The following is a 17,668-nucleotide window of genomic DNA, read 5'->3' on the forward strand; positions in this document are numbered from 1 at the left end:
CTATCGAAAATTGGAACACTAGTACGCTACTAATTCCAGTAAATCGTTTTCAAATCGTTGTTTTGGCAGGTATTGATCTTCCAGTGCTTTTACGAATGGAATAGCACTCTCTAAACTTCCTACGCGTTTAACCGGTCCGTCCAGATATTCAAAACAATTCTCCATGATCATCGATGAAATATCGCTGGCCACACCTCCGAAAAGGGTGTCTTCCTGAAGAATGATCACTTTACCTGTCTTTTTAACCGATGCATAAATTGTTTCTATATCCAATGGTTGCAACGTACGTAAATCGATTAAATCGGCTTTAATTTCAGGATGCTTGGATAAAGTATCCAAAGCCCAGTGTACACCGGCTCCGAATGAAATTACCGTTACATCTTCACCTTCTTTAATCATAGCCGCCTTTCCAAAAGGAATCGTGTAATAATCTTTAGGTACATCCTGATAAACACTTCGGTACAATTGTTTGTGCTCGAAATAAATTACCGGATTCGGATCGTTGATTGCCGTATTTAAAAGTCCTTTGGCATCGTATGGAAAAGCCGGATATACCACTTTTAATCCCGGTGTTTTAGTAAACCAGGCTTCGTTCGTTTGCGAGTGGAAAGGTCCTGCCTGAGTTCCACCACCGCAAGGCATACGCACTACCACATCGGCATTTTCCTGCCATCTGTAGTGCACTTTCGCCAAATAGTTCACAATTGGGTTAAATCCTGTAGAAACGAAATCTGCAAATTGCATTTCTACAATAGCTTTATGTCCGTTAATAGACAATCCCATACCCGCAGAAACTACTGCACTTTCACAAATTGGCGTATTGCGAACACGTTCTTTTCCAAATTGTGCTACAAAACCATCTGTTATTTTAAAGGCTCCACCGTATTCGGCGATATCCTGTCCCATAATCACCAGATTATCGTGACGTTCCATCGATTGTTTTAATCCTTGTGAAATCGCATCTACCAAACGAATGTTTTCCACTTCTCCGTTATGATCGAATGCTTCATGTGTATACGGTCTGTACACATCATTTAACTCTTCGTCAAGGTTTGCCACAATTTCAGGTTCTGCCTGAACTTTTGCCCAATGTTCGTCAATTTCTTTTTTGATTTCAGCACGATAAGCCTCATCCATATCCGGTGTCAGGATTCCTGCTTCCGAAAGGTATTTGCGGAAATTATCTACCGGATCTTTAATTGCCCACATATCCATTAATTCCTGTGGTACATATTTGGTTCCACTGGCTTCTTCATGCCCTCGCATACGGAAGGTTTTGAATTCCAATAGTACCGGACGCGGGTTTTCACGCATGGAGGCTACCAATTCGTCAATCTTTGTATATACCTCAAGAATATTGTTTCCGTCGATAATATAGCTTTCCATCCCATAACCAATTCCTTTATCGGCCAGGTTTTCACATCGGTATTGTTCATTTGTTGGTGTCGACAATCCGTAACCGTTATTTTCGATCACAAAAAGTACCGGTAAATCCCAAACTGCGGCAATATTTAATGCTTCGTGGAAATCACCTTCGGAAGTAGCACCTTCACCGGTAAAAACCGCGGTTACTTTTCCGTTTTTCTTTAATTTATTCGCTAAAGCAATACCATCGGCCACACCTAATTGTGGTCCAAGATGCGATATCATTCCGATAATTTTATATTCCTGTGTTCCGAAGTGGAACGAACGGTCACGTCCTTTGGTAAAACCATCCCCTTTTCCCTGCCATTGTGAAAACAAACGGTACAATGGGATTTCTCTGGTTGTAAACACCCCTAAGTTGCGGTGCATTGGTAAAATATATTCGTCTTTATCCAAAACGGATGTAATTCCTACTGAGATAGCTTCCTGTCCAATACCGGAAAACCATTTTGAAACTTTCCCCTGACGGATCAGGATCAGCATTTTTTCTTCGATCAGCCTTGGCTTGATTAATTTCTTATATAAATCTAATAGTTTTTCGTCACTTAGATTTTTCCGATCAAAATTCATGATGTTGTGCTTTGATTAAACGCTTCCAAAAGTATAAAAAAATAACCATCACCAATGGAATTGTTATCTAAATATTTTCCCAAATTATCGGATTCACCCAGGCAATTACCACGCTCATTCCCATTGTTGATAACTTTATAAATTTTATCTAAAAATTATTATTTACCTTTGTTTTATAATGGTTTCACAACCAAAAAGTTATTAACAAAATTTTTAAAGATGCAAAACATTCCCAGTGTTGACTTGCGTGATTTCCTATCGGACGACCCGGTACGTAAACAAAAATTTGTAAATGAAATCGGAAAAGCCTACGAAGACATCGGCTTCGTAGCATTAAAAGGTCATTTTTTAGATGACAAATTAGTTGATGAACTTTATGGTGAGGTTCGTAATTTTTTCACGTTACCACTTGAGGTAAAAGAAAAATACGAAATTCCTGGAATTGGTGGACAGCGTGGTTATGTTTCTTTCGGAAAAGAACACGCCAAAGGAAAAAAAGAAGGCGACTTAAAGGAGTTCTGGCATTTTGGTCAGTATGTCGAAAACGACCCGAAACTGGAAGCCGAATACCCTAAAAATGTGGAAGTTGCCGAACTTCCTAAATTTAACACGGTAGGTAAAGAAGCCTATCAGATGTTGGAAAAAACCGGCGTATATGTTTTAAGAGCGTTAGCATTATACCTTGGACTGGATGAGTTTTATTTTGACAATTACATCAAAAACGGAAACAGTATTCTACGTCCAATTCACTATCCTCCTATTACACAGGAACCGGAAAATGCCGTTCGTGCCGCTGCACACGGTGATATTAATTTGATCACCTTATTAATGGGTGCGCAAGGTAAAGGATTACAGGTTCAAAATCATAACGGTGACTGGATTGATGCCATTGCCCAAGATGATGAATTAGTGATCAACGTGGGTGACATGCTTTCCCGTCACACCAACAATAAACTAAAATCGACCATTCACCAGGTGGTTAATCCGCCACGTGAATTATGGGGTACTTCCCGTTTTTCGATTCCGTTTTTTATGCACCCGATAAGCGAAATGCCGCTTAACTGTCTGGAAAACTGTATCGATGCCGAAAACCCAAAACGTTATGACGATATTACCGCCGGTGATTTCCTTTACGAACGTTTGGTTGATTTGGGCTTAATTAAAAAATAATCCTTATTTTTATAAAATCGTAAAAGACATTGGGTTTTACACTCAATGTCTTTTATCTTTTACAACCTTTTTTGAAATGCAGCAATGCATCGAACCGATTTAGTAATATGGCAAAGAAAATAAGTAGTTTGGAAGATTTAGGCGGATTTGTTTTTTCCACCAATAAAGATTTTGAATTAAATACCGAGTCCGAGCAGGAAGAAACCCTTGCTCCCGGTCAGCAAAAACTGGAAGCGCACCTCGACAAAAAGAACCGGGGCGGAAAAGTGGCAACCATCATCAAAGGGTTTGTCGGTAATGACGACGACCTGAAGACGCTTGCCAAACAACTAAAAACGCTTTGCGGCGTGGGTGGCTCCGCAAAAGACGGCGAAATTATCATCCAGGGGAATTTCCGTGACAAAATCATGGATTTCCTGACAAAAGAAGGCTATAAAATAAAACGCGTAGGCGGTTAATAAAATACATACATAATGACAGCAATTAAATCATCTGAATTAATCCTGAATCCCGACGGTAGTGTTTACCACTTAAATCTGAAACCGGAAAACATCGCTACCGATATTATTTTTGTAGGTGATCAAAACCGGGTTTCAAAAATCACCAAACACTTTGATACCGTTGAATTTTCGACACAAAAACGTGAATTTAAAACCGAAACCGGTACGTATAAAGGCAAACGCCTTACGGTTATGTCTACCGGAATTGGCCCTGACAATATTGATATCGTGATGAACGAACTGGATGCTTTGGTTAATATCGACCTCAACACCCGCATGATCAAACCGGAGCTTACTTCTCTGAATATTGTTCGTATCGGAACATCGGGTTCTTTACAAAACGACATTCCGGTTGACAGCTTTGTAATGTCTGAATATGGCTTAGGACTGGACAATATGCTCCGCTCCTATATCATCGATTCGATTTCCGAAACAGCTATTGAAGACGCTTTTATAGCACATACCAACTGGGACATGCGCAAAGGGAAACCTTATGTAATCAAAGGCAGTGAAAAACTGGCTCAGAAAATCGAAAGTACCGAAATTCACAAAGGATTTACCGGTACGGCTGGTGGTTTTTACGGTCCGCAAGGACGCGTATTGCGCCTTCCGATTCAGGACGAAGCACTAAATGCCAAAATGGACAGTTTTAACTATAACGGTACACGAATGACCAATCTGGAAATGGAAACCGGCGCTATATATGGGCTTTCCCGTTTATTGGGTCACGAGGCCTTATCCCTTAACGCAATCATTGCCAATCGTGCCAATGGTACTTTTAGCGAAGATCCGTATAAAGCGGTCGATGCTCTTATCCTATATACATTAAATAAACTGGTCGAATAAAATGCATACGCTGGCTTCACAACTTATCGCAGATATTACAGCTTTTGAACGTCAGTTCCACGAAGGCCATTTATCCGGTTTTGAAGTAAAATCTGCTGCGACTATTTGGTCTAAAAAAGAGATACTGGGACATTTGATTGATTCGGCTCGCTACAATCTGGAACGTTTTACGGAAATTCAGTACGCTGAAAGTCCGTATTCGGTTCGCCCGTACAATCAGGACGAACAGGTTAAAACCAACCAGTATCAGCAACGTGAAAGTACCGAATTACTCCTATTATGGGCTGCTTTAAACCGGCAAATCGCTTTTGTAATGCAGTGTCAGATCGCAGAAACACTAGCTTTACCGTTGCTTTTACCAGACGGAACTACGTCGGATTTGCGTTTTTTAATGACCGATTATATCCATCATTTACAACATCATTTAATCGAAATCAGAAAATGAAACCCATTATCACCACCGAAAGACTGATCATCCGGGAATTGCACCCTGATGATGCCGCAGGTATTTTCCGATTAGATTCCAATCCGGCAGTTCATGAATACCTGGGAAAATCTCCTATTACAACCATAGAAGAAGCACAAAATGCCATTTCCTTTATTCGAAAACAATACGAGACGAATGGCATTGGTCGTTGGGCAATGCTATTAAAAGATACAAACGAGTTTATTGGTTGGACGGGACTTAAATTGATCAACACAGAAGAAGTGAACGGTCATCGGAATTTTTACGACCTTGGGTACCGATTGGTACAGGAACATTGGCGAAAAGGCTATGGTTTTGAAGCCGCCAGCGCTTGTTTGGAATACGCTTTTTCGGTTATGAAACTCGAAAAAGTATATGCCAATGCTGAAAAAGGAAATACCGGTTCTAATACGATATTACAAAAACTACAACCCGTACATACGGAATCTTTTCTGGATGAAGGAATCGAAACCATTTGGTTTGAATTTCAAAATAACAAAATCGGCAGTTAAACCTGCTGATTTTTTTTTAGGATTTCCACACCATTCAGGTAATCCGACGGGCGTTGTCCTAATAACTTATAAAACGTATTACTAAAGGTCGGTATACTGTTATACCCTACCGCAACAGCCACTTCACTAACCGGTAGTCGTTTTTCCAGTAATAATTCGATCGCTTTCAGCATTCTCCGTATCGTAAAAAACTGTATAAACGACATGCCCATATCTTTTTGAAACAAACGATATAACGAACGTTCACTAAATCCAAATTTTTCGGCCAATGTGGAAAAGAAAATAGTTTCATCAAGATGCTCATCCAGATAGGTGATCACTTTTAATAGCCGTTTGTCTTTGGCCGTTGGTAATGCTAATGGCAGATTGGTTTCGCAAATCTCCGGTAAGATCGCCTTAATGGCTCTTGCAATAAAATAATTACGGCTTCCTTTTTTTAAATTGCCGTTCCAACGGTTAGTGAATAGCATCATTTGTAATAACAAATCGTTAACCGGGTAAATCCCTTCATTATTATAAAAGGAATGTTCGTTTTTGTCGACCGGAAAATAGAGGTTTCGCATCATTACATTTTCCGAACTCGGATGAATACTGTGTTTGATAGTATCCGGAATCCACATAAAATGGCGCGCCGGTAAAAAGTAGGTTTTGGTTTCGGTGGTCACATAAACCAGTCCGCCTTCGGTATACAACAGCTGTGCTTTTTCATGTTTATGCGTCGGAATCAATAATTCACCCATCAGGTCGTGATGGCAATAAATACTGTTTTTATCCGTGTCCACATCCTTGGTATAATACTTCTCTACCTTTAGGTTTTCCTTTTCCATGCTGTCTGAAATGAATATTTTTTTGGCTTATTACGATAATTCGCTACTGGATTATTTCTTTAAAATTGTAAACTAAACCAATCAGAATAAAAACAAGTAAAAGCTTTTGTTAATAAAACTTTATTTTTTGGTTTAATTTTTTATCAAAAAATCATTTTATGAACCCAGAAAGAATTCAATTTCAAAAATACAAAGACAAAGTGATTTCCGCCCACCAGGCCGCCGCTTTTTTTAAAGATAAAATGGTTGTCGGTTCCAGCGGATTCACAAAGGCCGGCGACAGTAAAGCGGTTTTACCGGCTTTTGCGTTGCGTGCCGAACATGAGGCCATCGGAATTACCCTGATTACCGGTGCTTCCCTTGGTCATACCACCGATGCCGATCTGGCCCGAACGAATGCCCTTTACAAACGAATGCCCTTTCAGGTCGATCCGGTAATGCGGGGGAAAATCAACAGTGGTGCCATTCTTTTTATTGATCAGCATCTTAGCGAAACGGCCGAATTACTTGAAAACAAACACCTTCCCCAATTGGATTTTGCGATTATAGAAGCCACTTATATCGATACTAACGGGCATATAATCCCAACAACTTCCGTTGGAAACTCGGCTACTTTTGCCCATTTGGCAGACAAAATCATTATTGAAATCAACACGTCCATTCCTTTTGAATTTAAAGGAATACACGATATTTTTATACCAACCCACTACCCTAATCGTGATGTCATAAACATTACGGCTTCCGACGATCGCATTGGCTCCGATGTTATCCGTATTGACCCGGATAAAGTGGCCGGAATCGTTTTTACCGAAATCCCGGATAGTCCGGCGCAAACCACCGCTCCGGATGCCAAAACCACTGCCATTGCCAACCATTTACTGGCCTTTTTTGAAAAAGAGATACAAAGCGGGCGTTTAACAAAATCTTTGATGCCATTACAGGCCGGTATCGGTAAGGTGGCCAATGCGGTATTGTCGGGGTTGGCTAAAGGTGATTTTGAAAATCTGGTAATGTATTCCGAAGTATTACAGGACAGTACTTTCGAACTAATGGATACCGGTAAAATGACGTTTGCTTCGGCTTCGTCCATTACCGTTTCGGAATCCTGTTACCAACACCTGTTAAACAATTTCGATCAATATAAAGACAAAATCGTCCTTCGTCCGCAGAATATCAGTAATTCCGCAGAAGTGATCCGTCGCTTGGGTATTATCGGAATCAATACGGCTATCGAATTTGATATTTACGGCAATGTCAATTCGACGCATATTTCCGGAACGAAGATGATGAATGGAATTGGCGGTTCGGGTGATTTTGCCCGTAATGCCTACCTGAGTATTTTCGTAACACAGTCGGCTTCAAAAGACGGAAACGCTATTTCCCATGTGTTGCCAATGGTATCCCATACCGACCATACGGAACACGACGTAGACATTTTGGTAACCGAACAAGGTCTGGCCGATTTACGCGGACTGGCACCTCGTGAACGCGCTAAAGTGATCATCGAAAATTGTGCCCATCCCGAATACCGGGAACAACTACAGGGCTACTTCGATAGAGCCTGCGAACGCGGCGGACATACACCACATATACTGGAAGAAGCTTTTAATTTCCATACAAGATACCTGGAAACAGGCACCATGAAACAAAATTGCCTTGTAACCTACGAAGGGTAAGGTAACATTTGTGTTGTTTTCTTTGTTTATTTGCGAAAACTTCCCCGATAGTAATTTCTAAGTTATTATACGGGGAATGTTTATTTTTAACCCCTTCTTATCGCAAAAATTTATTTACTCTTACTATCTTAGCAATTAATTTTTTCACATGAAAACAATTCGAATTGCAGGAGTACCCGAGCACTTTAATTTACCCTGGCATTTATGCATTGAAAACGGCGAATTTAACGAGGTGGACATCGATTTACAATGGACCGATGTACCCGAAGGAACCGGGAAAATGTGTCAGATGCTCCGCGATAACGAAACCGATATCGCTATTATTTTAACCGAAGGCATCCTAAAAGATATCTCCAATGGCAATCCGAGCAGTATTGTTCAAATTTATGTACAATCGCCTTTGCTTTGGGGCATCCATGTAGGTGCACAGTCGGCCTATCAAAAACTGAGCGATCTAAACGGTAAAAAAGCGGCGATCAGTCGGATCGGATCGGGTTCACAATTGATGTCGATCGTAAATGCTAAAAACGAAGGCTGGGATACCCAAAACATTCCTTTTGAAATCGTAAACACCATAGACGGTGCCGTTACAGCACTTACCAATGGAACAGCCGATTATTTTATGTGGGAACGTTTTATGACCAAACCATTGGTGGATAACGGTACCTTCCGTCATTTGGGCGATTGCCCTACGCCATGGCCGTCATTTGTAATTGCCGTTCGCAATGACGTATTGGCAACCGACAAACATGTGATTGATCAAATTCTGGAAATTATCAATACCACTACCCGCGAGTTTAAAGAAATTCCGAGTATCGACCGAACACTGGCGAATCGTTTTAATCAAAAAACGGAAGACATACAGGAATGGCTGCAACTAACGCGTTGGTCGCAAAAAAAACCGGATAAAAAAACCTTTGAAAAAATTCAAAATCAATTATTCGATTTAAAAATAATCGAAACCAAAGCCGCTTATGAATCCGTCATAAAATAAGTATTTACAAGCCATCGCTAAAAAATGACTTTGTCCGAAAAAACCAAGATCCAAAAAATAAAAGAAAAGCTTTCTTTGCCAAAGCCTTGGGACAATGTTGTCATTTTTTTCCTGAATATACTGATCACCATTCCGATATTTATTATTGTCCATCAGAATATTATCGACCCGGAATGGTTTTTACATATCGATCGCGTATTGCTTTTTGTCGTCATACTGGTGATCATCCAATTGGTATTACGAATGCTTAAAACCGTGATCATTATTTGTATTTTCCTGTATTTACTGGCATTGATATGGGGAACCCTATTTGGCGGCTACGGTTTTAATTCGGTTTTTGAAGATTATCGGGCCATGATCTATACCATGTCAGACGACGCCAATCCACAGGATATTATTATTGCCAAACTGCTTCCGTTTCCCAATAAATCCAAGATCATCGACGCGGTGGATTATACCAACCCGAAGGTTCGGAATTTTGCCTTAAAAGCCACTACGCTACATTTTCAGGACGTAAAGGGATTCCGTGAATACCGACAAACGATTCAGTGTTTTGCGGTTTTCGCAGAAGTAAAAAAGCGTTGGAATTATGTAAACGACCCAAAGGGGCGAGAATATATTGCCTCGGCCAGTGAGTCGTTACAACACTTTTCGGGCGATTGTGATGATCATGCAATTTTGATGGCGGCATTAATCCGGGCTATAGGCGGTACCCCGCGAATTATCCATACCGGTGGCCATTTGTATCCCGAAATGCTGATTGGAACCAAAGCCGACCTGGAAAATGTAATCTACCTGATCAAGGAAGTGTTGTTTAAGGACGAAAGCCGAGGAAAAGAAATCAATTACCATATCGACGAACGCGGTCAGATCTGGCTCAATCTGGATTATACCGCCAAGTATCCCGGTGGTCCGTTTATGTCGGAAGAAATTTTAGGAGAATTAACGTTTTACTAATTACCAGTTGATTGACGGTTTGCCTTTTTGCTGTAAAAACGCATTCGTTTTACTGAAATGTTTGTTTCCAAACCAAAGTCCGCGATTGGCACTTAGTGGCGACGGATGTCCGGTTTCCAATACAAAGTGGCGATTTCTGTCGATTTTAGCTCCTTTTTTCTTGGCAAATCCGCCCCAAAGCAAAAAGACTACGTCCTGTTTTTCGTCGGAAACCTTTTGGATTACGGCATCGGTAAATGCCTCCCAGCCCTGGTTTTGATGACTACCGGCCATACTTTCCCGAACGGTTAACGTAGCGTTTAACAACAATACGCCCTGATCGGCCCAACGTTCGAGATTACCGCTTTTTGGAAACGGAATACCCAAATCGGTTTCAATTTCTTTAAAAATATTGAGTAATGACGGCGGAAAAGCGATGCCATCGTTTACCGAAAAACACAAACCATTGGCCTGATTCGCGCCATGATACGGATCCTGTCCGATGATTACAACTTTAACATTATCAAACGGACAACGATCGAATGCAGCAAAAATATGATTTCCTTTTGGGTAACAACGAGTTTGCGCATATTCCGTTTTTACAAAATGAATCAATTTGTCAAAATACGGTTTTTCAAATTCGGCGGATAGTACGTTTTCCCAGGAAGGATGTATATTTACTTGCATTTTATATTTTTTTACCAAAAATAACACTTTTAGCAGACTTTTAGCTTTAGCGATACCGCTTCTTCTTTGTAAATTTGCAATTCAATTTAAAAAAATGATTTCAATTACCGATAAAACCCTACAGGATTTAGAATTTAAAACCATACTGGAAACCATTTCGGACTTGTGTAATACCGAAACCGGAAAACAGAAGGCGCTTGAGATTATCCCTTTCAAAACTGAGGAAACACTCATGGATGCCTTATGGCAAACATCGGAGTATGTTTCTTCTTTTACCAATAATAATGTTATCCCGAATCACTATTTTGATGCGATTCACCACGAAATAAAATACCTGGCTATTGAAGACAGTTTTCTGGAGTTGAGCGGTTTTCGAAAGATCAGCGCACTTTCCGATACTTCCAATACGCTGATTCAGTTTTTCCGAAAATTCGACGATTATTATCCGAAATTAAACCTTCGGGCTTCGGAAATCGAACTGACGAAATTCATCATCCAGAAAATTGATGAGGTAGTCGACAAATACGGCGAAATTAAAGACAATGCCTCTCCGGATCTAGTCGAAATCCGTCGTAATATGAATCTGGTTCGCGGAAAAATCAATCAGAGTTTTGGCGCTGCTTTGTCCAGTTACAATAGCATGGGGTATCTGGACGACATTCGGGAAACCATTGTGGATAATCGTCGCGTTTTGGCCGTATTGGCCATGTACCGTCGTAAAGTTAAAGGAACCATCTTGGGTAGCTCCAAAACCGGAAGCATTGCCTATATCGAACCGGAAGCCACCTTGCGTTATTCGCGGGAACTGAGCAATCTGGAATATGAAGAACGCGAAGAAATTACCCGGATTTTAAAACAGCTAACCAATGCCATTCGTCCGTATATCCAACTTTTAAAAGACTATCAGGATTTTCTGAGCGATATCGATGTGGTCGCTGCAAAGGCGAAATATGCCTATAAAATCAATGGTTTGCTTCCGAAAATAACAACAGAGAAAAAACTGTATTTCCGCGAGGCTTTTCATCCGATTCTATATCTGAATAACAAACAGAAAAATGTGCCAACCTATCCGCAAACGATCGAATTGACACAGGAAAACAGGATTATTGTAATTTCCGGACCCAATGCCGGTGGTAAAAGTATTACCCTTAAAACGATCGGATTGTTACAACTGATGTTACAAAGCGGTATCCTGATTCCGGTACACGAACGCAGTGAAACGTTTCTATTTGACCGTATTCTGACCGATATTGGCGATAACCAATCCATCGAAAACCATTTGAGTACGTATAGTTACCGGTTGAAGAATATGAATTACTTTCTGAAAAAGTGTAACGCCAAAACCTTATTCCTGATCGATGAATTCGGAACCGGTTCCGATCCGGAACTTGGTGGTGCATTAGCCGAAACTTTCCTGGAAGAATTCTACCACCGTGAAGCGTTTGGTATTATTACCACGCATTACACCAATCTGAAAATACTCGCGAATGAACTCCCTTTTGCCACCAATGCGAACATGTTATTCGACGAAAAATCGCTGGAACCGATGTATAAATTACACTTGGGTCAGGCCGGTAGTTCCTTTACGTTTGAAGTCGCGCAGAAAAACGGCATTCCATATGGTTTGATCAATCGTGCAAAAAAGAAAGTCGAAGGCGATAAAGTCCGCTTTGATAAAACGATTGCCAACCTCCAAAAAGAGCGTTCCCGTATGGAAAAAACCTCTCAAAACCTAAAAGAGGAAGAAACCAGAGCGCGTGAGGAAAGCCGAAAAATGGAAGGCATCAATACAAAAATTCAACAAAAACTGGAAAGCTATCAGGAATTGTATGATTCCAACCAACGTTTGATCTATATGGGTCAGAAAATGGACGATATTTCCGAAAAGTACTTTAATAACAAAAATAAAAAAGAACTTATCGGGGAATTTCTAAAAATGGTGGAGATCGAAAACTCCAAGCGTAAAAAAATTACGGTGAAGGAGAAAAAAGCCAAGGAAGCGGTTCAGAAAGAGATTATCGAAGAGGTTAAGGAAAAGGTTGAAGTAATCCGAAAAGAGAAAAAGGAAAAGAAAATAAAAGCTATTCAGGAAGAAAGCAACAAGCCAAAAATTCCATTAAAAGTGGGCGACCGTGTTCGTATGATCGATGGTAAAGCCGTAGGAAGCATTGATGCGATCGAAAAGAATAAGGCAACGGTCAATTATGGTATTTTCACATCCAAAGTTGCTCTGGATAATCTGGAACTGGTCGAACGCAAAAAATAAGATATGGAAGGTTTACCCCAAGACAAAAAGATTGTGCTTTTTGACGGTTTCTGTAATCTGTGTGATAGCTCGGTACAGTTTATCATCAAACACGACCAAAAAGATGTATTTCGTTTTCTGCCGTTGCAATCGGAACTGGGACAACAGGTGATTCGACATATCGGTGTGGATACCTCCAAAACCGACAGTATTATTCTATATGAACCCGGAATAGCCTACCATTATAAAGCTGATGCTGCGATTTCAATTGCCAAAACCATCGGTGGTGTTTATTCGCTATTCGGTTTATTTAGCTGGATTCCAAAACCGATTTCCAATGCTGTTTACGATTATGTGGCTAAAAACCGCTATAAATGGTATGGTAAAAAAGACCAGTGTATGTTACCGAGTCCGGAAATTAAAGCAAAATTTTTATAACCTGATAATTATCATCATTTTACCGTCAATTTAAAGTTAGATTTGAGTAACTAAATCACTTAAAAATGGCAAAGCTTTTTATTTCCCTGTATTCCTGGTCCATTGGAGCCTTTATTATGATTGGTATTTTTTCGTTCGTCATCTTTTCATTAGTCGCTTATATTTTCCTGATGATGAACAGTAATAAAAAGAAAAAAGAGCGGGAGTAGCATCGCTATCCCGCTCTTACAAATACAAATCAGAAAAAATAATTATTTTTTGACAATCTTTTTAGTTGCCATACCTTCATTTGTCGTAATATTCATAAAATATACTCCTGAATTCAAATCAGCTATATTTACCTGAGTTTCAGAAACAGTATCTAATTTTACTGTTTTTACAGTTCTACCGTTGATATCGTTAATCACAATCTGATTTACCAAAACGTTGCTATTGTTTGCAACCGTTACTACATCCTGAGCCGGGTTCGGGAAAACCGAGAACTTAGACGCAAGGAAATCGTCTGTTGAAGCTGTAGGCATAGCGAAAACAGCAACATCATCAATACTCAAAAGATTCTTGTCATTGTTATTATTTACCCAAGCAATGTAAACACTTTGTCCGGCAAATTGCGCCAGAGAAAAAGATCGGTTCTGCCAGGTATTTGATTCCGATGGTGTCGCATAAATTACCTGTGTAAAATCGGCGGCATTCGTTCCCGTTGTAGAAACTCTTAATTCGTATCCATCCTGATACGCAACATCTGAATCACCAGATTTCGCTCTAAAAGCCACTTGAATCTGGTTGTTTGCCGGAAGTGCAATTTGCGGTGTAATCAACCATCTGTTTGCTGTACCAGCCGGGTTAAACCAAGATGTTGTGGAAGCCACCTTATTTCCAGGTTCTGAATTCCAGGTTACCACTGCCCATGCATTAACTCCAAAAGTAGTCGCATACGTTCCATTAGGTGTTAAACCATCAAGATTACGCAATGTCCATCCTGTTAATGCCGTATTATTTTCAAAATTTTCCTGAAAAATTGTTGTTGTTTGTGCATTTCCTGCCAAAAGAGTTCCCAGTAATAAACCGGTAGTAAGTAATGTTTTTCTCATTATGGTTTTGTTTTAAAAAAATAAAACTACCTATTAAAATTTAAGAAAAAAACCATAAAAGTGTTAATTCAAAATAAACATAATATCCTGTTAACACATACCGATAAACAATGCTATTAACCTAATATTTTACACAAAAATCATTTTTTTAATACTTTTTTCTCTTACAAGAGAAAAAATATAAATTTAGAATTTCCTTACTTATAAAGAAAGGATAAAAAAAGAGCGGGACTAGCATCGCTATCCCGCTCTTACAAATACAAATCAGAAAAAATAATTATTATTTTTTGATAATCTTTTCAGTTGTCACACCTTTATCCGTTGTGATGTTCATAAAATAGATTCCGGAATTTAAATCGGCAATATTAACCTGAGCTTCAGAAACAGCATCAAATTTTACAGTTTTTACCGTTCTTCCATTGATATCGTTGATTGCAATCTGGTTCACCATAACGTTGCCATCGTTTGCAACTGTTACCACGTCATGAACCGGATTCGGGAATACTGTAAATTTCGCTTTTGAGAAATCGTTAGCAGAAGCCGTTACTTCTGTAAGACCGTTTAAAGTTAACGTTCCGGTCCAGATTCCTGCAGCTCCTTCTCCATCGTAACCATGACCTAACCAAACGGTATAGGTTGTTCCGTCGAAATTAAGTGGTGTATCCAATACAATTGTTCCTGTTACAGGAGTTCCCGGCTCGTCCGAGTCACCATCATCCCAAAAATAGCTTTGGTCTGCATATAAATCGTCATATCCTCCAATTTGCAATAATCCCAATGAATTAATATCACCATTTGCTGTAACATACACTGTAAGGTCACTCGCATAGGTATCCATTGCAGAATCGTTAAGGATGGCATTCATCGTAACACTGTTTAGTGTCCCGGTGAATTCTCCCGGCTCATTAAGCTTATAAAACATAAAGCTTTCAATGGCCATATTATTAAAAGGAACCGTTACCGATTGTGCGAAAGTTGTGTTTATTGATGCCAACACAAGGCATAAACAAAGTAATGTTTTTTTCATTATAATTGGTTTTGTATTACTAAAAGTAAAATTAACCATTAAATTTTAAGGAAAAAATAATAAAAGTGTTAATTCAGAATAAACATAACCTTTCGTTAACAGATAAAAAAAAACCTTAATATTAACTTAAGGTTTTAAATAAAATTCATTTTTTTTACTAATTTTTCACTTCCTAAGGAAAAAATCAAGTAGGACAATTGCAGCCATCGCCTCGACAATTGGTACCGCACGCGGTACCACACAAGGATCGTGGCGTCCTTTACCCTGTTGTTCGGTTATATTCCCCTTATTATCAAGAACTTCCTGTTTTTGCATGATCGTAGCAACGGGCTTAAAAGCTACCCGAAAGTAAATATCCATACCATTACTGATCCCCCCCTGAATCCCTCCGGAAAGGTTACTTTTAGTGGTTCCGTCCGGATTATACAGGTCATTATGCTCGCTTCCTTTCATTTTGGCACCACAAAAACCGCTACCATATTCAAATCCTTTTACTGCATTAATCGACAACATGGCTTTTCCCAGTTCGGCATGTAATTTGTCGAATACCGGCTCACCCAAACCGATCGGCACATTTTGAATCACGCAGGTAACGGTACCACCAACGGTATCCCCTTCTTTTCGGATTTCTTTAATATACGCTTCCATTTTTTCGGCCGTTGCCTGATCCGGACAACGCACTGCATTGCTTTCTGTTAATGAAAAATCCAGCGCCTGATACGGTTTATCAATAAAAATATCTCCAACAGACGATACAAAGGCATTGATTTTAATTTCCGGCATAGCCTGTTTTGCAATCGCTCCAGCCACTACCCGACTCGCTGTTTCACGAGCCGAACTACGTCCGCCACCACGATAATCGCGGATGCCATATTTTTGTTCGTATACATAATCGGCATGACTTGGACGATAGGTGTCCTTTATATGAGAATAATCATCTGATTTCTGATTGGTATTCGGTACAATAAACCCGATTGGTGTTCCAGTTGTTTTTCCTTCGAAAATTCCCGATAAGAATTGTACAGCGTCTTCTTCTTTACGTTGGGTTACAATGGCCGATTGTCCCGGTTTCCGGCGTTGCATTTCTTTTTGAATGGCTTCAAAATCCAAAGCAATTCCAGCCGGGCATCCATCAATAATTCCTCCTAAAGCTTCTCCATGCGATTCCCCGAATGTGGTTATCCTGAACAATGTTCCGTATGTATTTCCTGCCATAACGCGTATTTTTATACAAAAATAAACTATTCTGATCGCACGGCAATACTAAACTTTCCGCAAAGAACTAATAATTATTTAATGTTTCATTAAATTTTTAATAACAACAAAAGGGTTTATTTGTTAAACTTAAATTTCAATTCCTTGAAAAAGAGAAGCGTTGATATTGTTGTTATCTCCGATGTACATTTAGGTACTTATGGCTGTCATGCGAAAGAATTACTAAAATATCTGAACACAATCAAGCCCAAAACACTGATCTTAAATGGTGATATTATCGACATCTGGCAATTTCGAAAGTCCTATTTTCCAAAATCCCATCTTAAAGTCGTAAAAAAATTACTGGATTTTTCTTCAAAAGGGACGCGGGTTTATTATATCACCGGAAATCACGACGAGATGTTGCGGAAATTTAGCGACACCACAATGGGGAATTTTTCCATAGTCGACAAACTGGTTTTGGATTTACACGATAAAAAGGCCTGGATTTTCCATGGGGATATTTTCGATAATTCCGTACATCATGCCAAATGGATTGCCAAACTGGGCGGTATCGGTTATGATTATCTGATTTTACTCAACCGTTTTATCAACTGGTGCCTGATTAAAATAGGAAAAGAACCGTATTCCCTATCCAAAAAGATCAAAAGCAGTGTAAAAAAAGCCGTGAAATTTATCTCCGATTTCGAAACGACTGCAACCGATCTGGCCATCGAAAAAAACTACGATTATGTGATCTGTGGCCATATTCACGAGCCTAAAATCGTCGAAAAAGAAAATAAAAAAGGAAAAACGCTCTATCTGAATTCCGGTGACTGGATCGAGAATCTGACCGCTTTGGAATACAATAAAAAAAGGTGGAAACTATACCAGTATTCCCCGGAAGCGGTACAAGAAGCAGATGATGATGATTATTTTGAACAGGAAACTCAATTAAGTCAGGAATTATTATCCTTAAAAATACTAATGAAAGGTTAATATTTTAACATTTTTTAGTAAATTAGCTAAAAGATTTCACTAAAATGATTTTAAGATATATCCCT

18 protein-coding genes are annotated in these 17,668 nt (G+C 39.5%); 12 read left to right on the forward strand and 6 right to left on the reverse strand.

Features of this window, described 5'->3' with window-relative positions; all coding sequences use genetic code 11:
* Positions 1-18: 18 nt before the first annotated feature.
* Positions 19-1,995 (reverse strand): dehydrogenase E1 component subunit alpha/beta, encoded by a 1,977-nt coding sequence (locus Q1R07_RS12565; RefSeq protein WP_300490767.1) that lies wholly within the window; start codon positions 1,993-1,995, stop codon positions 19-21.
* A 219-nt stretch (positions 1,996-2,214) separates the two neighbouring features.
* Here Q1R07_RS12565 and Q1R07_RS12570 point away from each other — a divergent pair, with 219 nt between their 5' ends.
* From Q1R07_RS12570 to Q1R07_RS12590, 5 genes are all read left to right on the forward strand, one after another.
* Entirely contained in the window at positions 2,215-3,165 is a 951-nt protein-coding gene (locus Q1R07_RS12570; RefSeq protein WP_300490770.1) for a 2-oxoglutarate and iron-dependent oxygenase domain-containing protein, read from the forward strand.
* A 107-nt stretch (positions 3,166-3,272) separates the two neighbouring features.
* Complete coding sequence (locus Q1R07_RS12575) at positions 3,273-3,623, forward strand: translation initiation factor (protein ID WP_300490773.1); 351 nt, start codon at positions 3,273-3,275, stop codon at positions 3,621-3,623.
* A gap of 15 nt (positions 3,624-3,638) precedes the next feature.
* Complete coding sequence (locus Q1R07_RS12580; protein WP_300490775.1) at positions 3,639-4,511, forward strand: nucleoside phosphorylase; 873 nt, start codon at positions 3,639-3,641, stop codon at positions 4,509-4,511.
* 1 nt (position 4,512) lies between these two features.
* Positions 4,513-4,956: a DinB family protein gene (locus tag Q1R07_RS12585; RefSeq protein WP_300490778.1), complete on the forward strand. Its 444-nt coding sequence runs from the start codon at positions 4,513-4,515 to the stop codon at positions 4,954-4,956.
* The gene (locus Q1R07_RS12590) at positions 4,953-5,489 is read left to right on the forward strand and encodes a GNAT family N-acetyltransferase (protein ID WP_300490781.1); all 537 of its coding nucleotides are present in this window, start codon (positions 4,953-4,955) and stop codon (positions 5,487-5,489) included. The genes Q1R07_RS12585 and Q1R07_RS12590 overlap by 4 nt, the downstream gene beginning before the upstream one ends.
* Here the strand turns inward: Q1R07_RS12590 and Q1R07_RS12595 are convergent.
* Entirely contained in the window at positions 5,486-6,316 is an 831-nt protein-coding gene (locus Q1R07_RS12595; RefSeq protein WP_136404190.1) for an AraC family transcriptional regulator, read from the reverse strand. The two genes, Q1R07_RS12590 and Q1R07_RS12595, sit on opposite strands and share 4 nt — an antisense overlap.
* 158 nt (positions 6,317-6,474) lie before the next feature.
* On the opposite strand from Q1R07_RS12595, the gene Q1R07_RS12600 reads away from it, so the two are divergent.
* The 3 genes from Q1R07_RS12600 (at position 6,475) to Q1R07_RS12610 (ending at position 9,943) form a co-directional block, all read left to right on the forward strand.
* A complete protein-coding gene (locus tag Q1R07_RS12600; protein WP_300490786.1) occupies positions 6,475-7,992 on the forward strand; it encodes a succinate CoA transferase in 1,518 nt (505 codons plus the stop codon).
* A 148-nt stretch (positions 7,993-8,140) separates the two neighbouring features.
* Complete coding sequence (locus Q1R07_RS12605; protein WP_300490789.1) at positions 8,141-8,986, forward strand: substrate-binding domain-containing protein; 846 nt, start codon at positions 8,141-8,143, stop codon at positions 8,984-8,986.
* A 24-nt stretch (positions 8,987-9,010) separates the two neighbouring features.
* A complete protein-coding gene (locus tag Q1R07_RS12610; protein WP_136404187.1) occupies positions 9,011-9,943 on the forward strand; it encodes a transglutaminase domain-containing protein in 933 nt (310 codons plus the stop codon).
* Here Q1R07_RS12610 and ung read toward each other — a convergent pair whose 3' ends face one another.
* Entirely contained in the window at positions 9,944-10,609 is a 666-nt protein-coding gene (ung, locus tag Q1R07_RS12615) for a uracil-DNA glycosylase (protein WP_300490793.1), read from the reverse strand.
* A 94-nt stretch (positions 10,610-10,703) separates the two neighbouring features.
* On the opposite strand from ung, the gene Q1R07_RS12620 reads away from it, so the two are divergent.
* The 3 genes from Q1R07_RS12620 (at position 10,704) to Q1R07_RS12630 (ending at position 13,501) form a co-directional block, all read left to right on the forward strand.
* On the forward strand, positions 10,704-12,875 hold the full coding sequence (locus Q1R07_RS12620; protein ID WP_300490796.1) for a DNA mismatch repair protein MutS: 2,172 nt from the start codon (positions 10,704-10,706) through the stop codon (positions 12,873-12,875).
* Positions 12,876-12,878: 3 nt separating this feature from the next.
* Positions 12,879-13,292: a thiol-disulfide oxidoreductase DCC family protein gene (locus tag Q1R07_RS12625; protein WP_300490798.1), complete on the forward strand. Its 414-nt coding sequence runs from the start codon at positions 12,879-12,881 to the stop codon at positions 13,290-13,292.
* A gap of 65 nt (positions 13,293-13,357) precedes the next feature.
* Positions 13,358-13,501 carry a hypothetical protein gene (locus Q1R07_RS12630; protein WP_300490801.1) on the forward strand — a complete coding sequence of 48 codons (144 nt, stop codon included), beginning with the start codon at positions 13,358-13,360 and terminating at the stop codon, positions 13,499-13,501.
* Between the two features lie 42 nt (positions 13,502-13,543).
* On the opposite strand, the gene Q1R07_RS12635 is transcribed toward Q1R07_RS12630, so the two are convergent.
* The 3 genes from Q1R07_RS12635 to aroC all read right to left on the reverse strand — a co-directional run bounded on the left by Q1R07_RS12635 (position 13,544) and on the right by aroC (position 16,625).
* Positions 13,544-14,383, reverse strand: a complete 840-nt coding sequence (locus Q1R07_RS12635) for a choice-of-anchor J domain-containing protein (protein ID WP_300490804.1) — start codon at positions 14,381-14,383, stop codon at positions 13,544-13,546.
* 280 nt (positions 14,384-14,663) lie between these two features.
* The gene (locus tag Q1R07_RS12640) at positions 14,664-15,410 is read right to left on the reverse strand and encodes a T9SS type A sorting domain-containing protein (RefSeq protein WP_300490807.1); all 747 of its coding nucleotides are present in this window, start codon (positions 15,408-15,410) and stop codon (positions 14,664-14,666) included.
* Positions 15,411-15,575: 165 nt separating this feature from the next.
* A complete protein-coding gene (gene aroC, locus Q1R07_RS12645; protein ID WP_300490810.1) occupies positions 15,576-16,625 on the reverse strand; it encodes a chorismate synthase in 1,050 nt (349 codons plus the stop codon).
* Between the two features lie 144 nt (positions 16,626-16,769).
* On the opposite strand from aroC, the gene Q1R07_RS12650 reads away from it, so the two are divergent.
* Positions 16,770-17,603, forward strand: coding sequence for a UDP-2,3-diacylglucosamine diphosphatase (locus Q1R07_RS12650; RefSeq protein WP_300490814.1), 834 nt, complete (start codon positions 16,770-16,772; stop codon positions 17,601-17,603).
* Positions 17,604-17,668 lie beyond the last annotated feature (65 nt).

The sequence above is a fragment of the Flavobacterium sp. genome, assembly GCF_030146175.1.
Lineage (GTDB): Bacteria > Bacteroidota > Bacteroidia > Flavobacteriales > Flavobacteriaceae > Flavobacterium.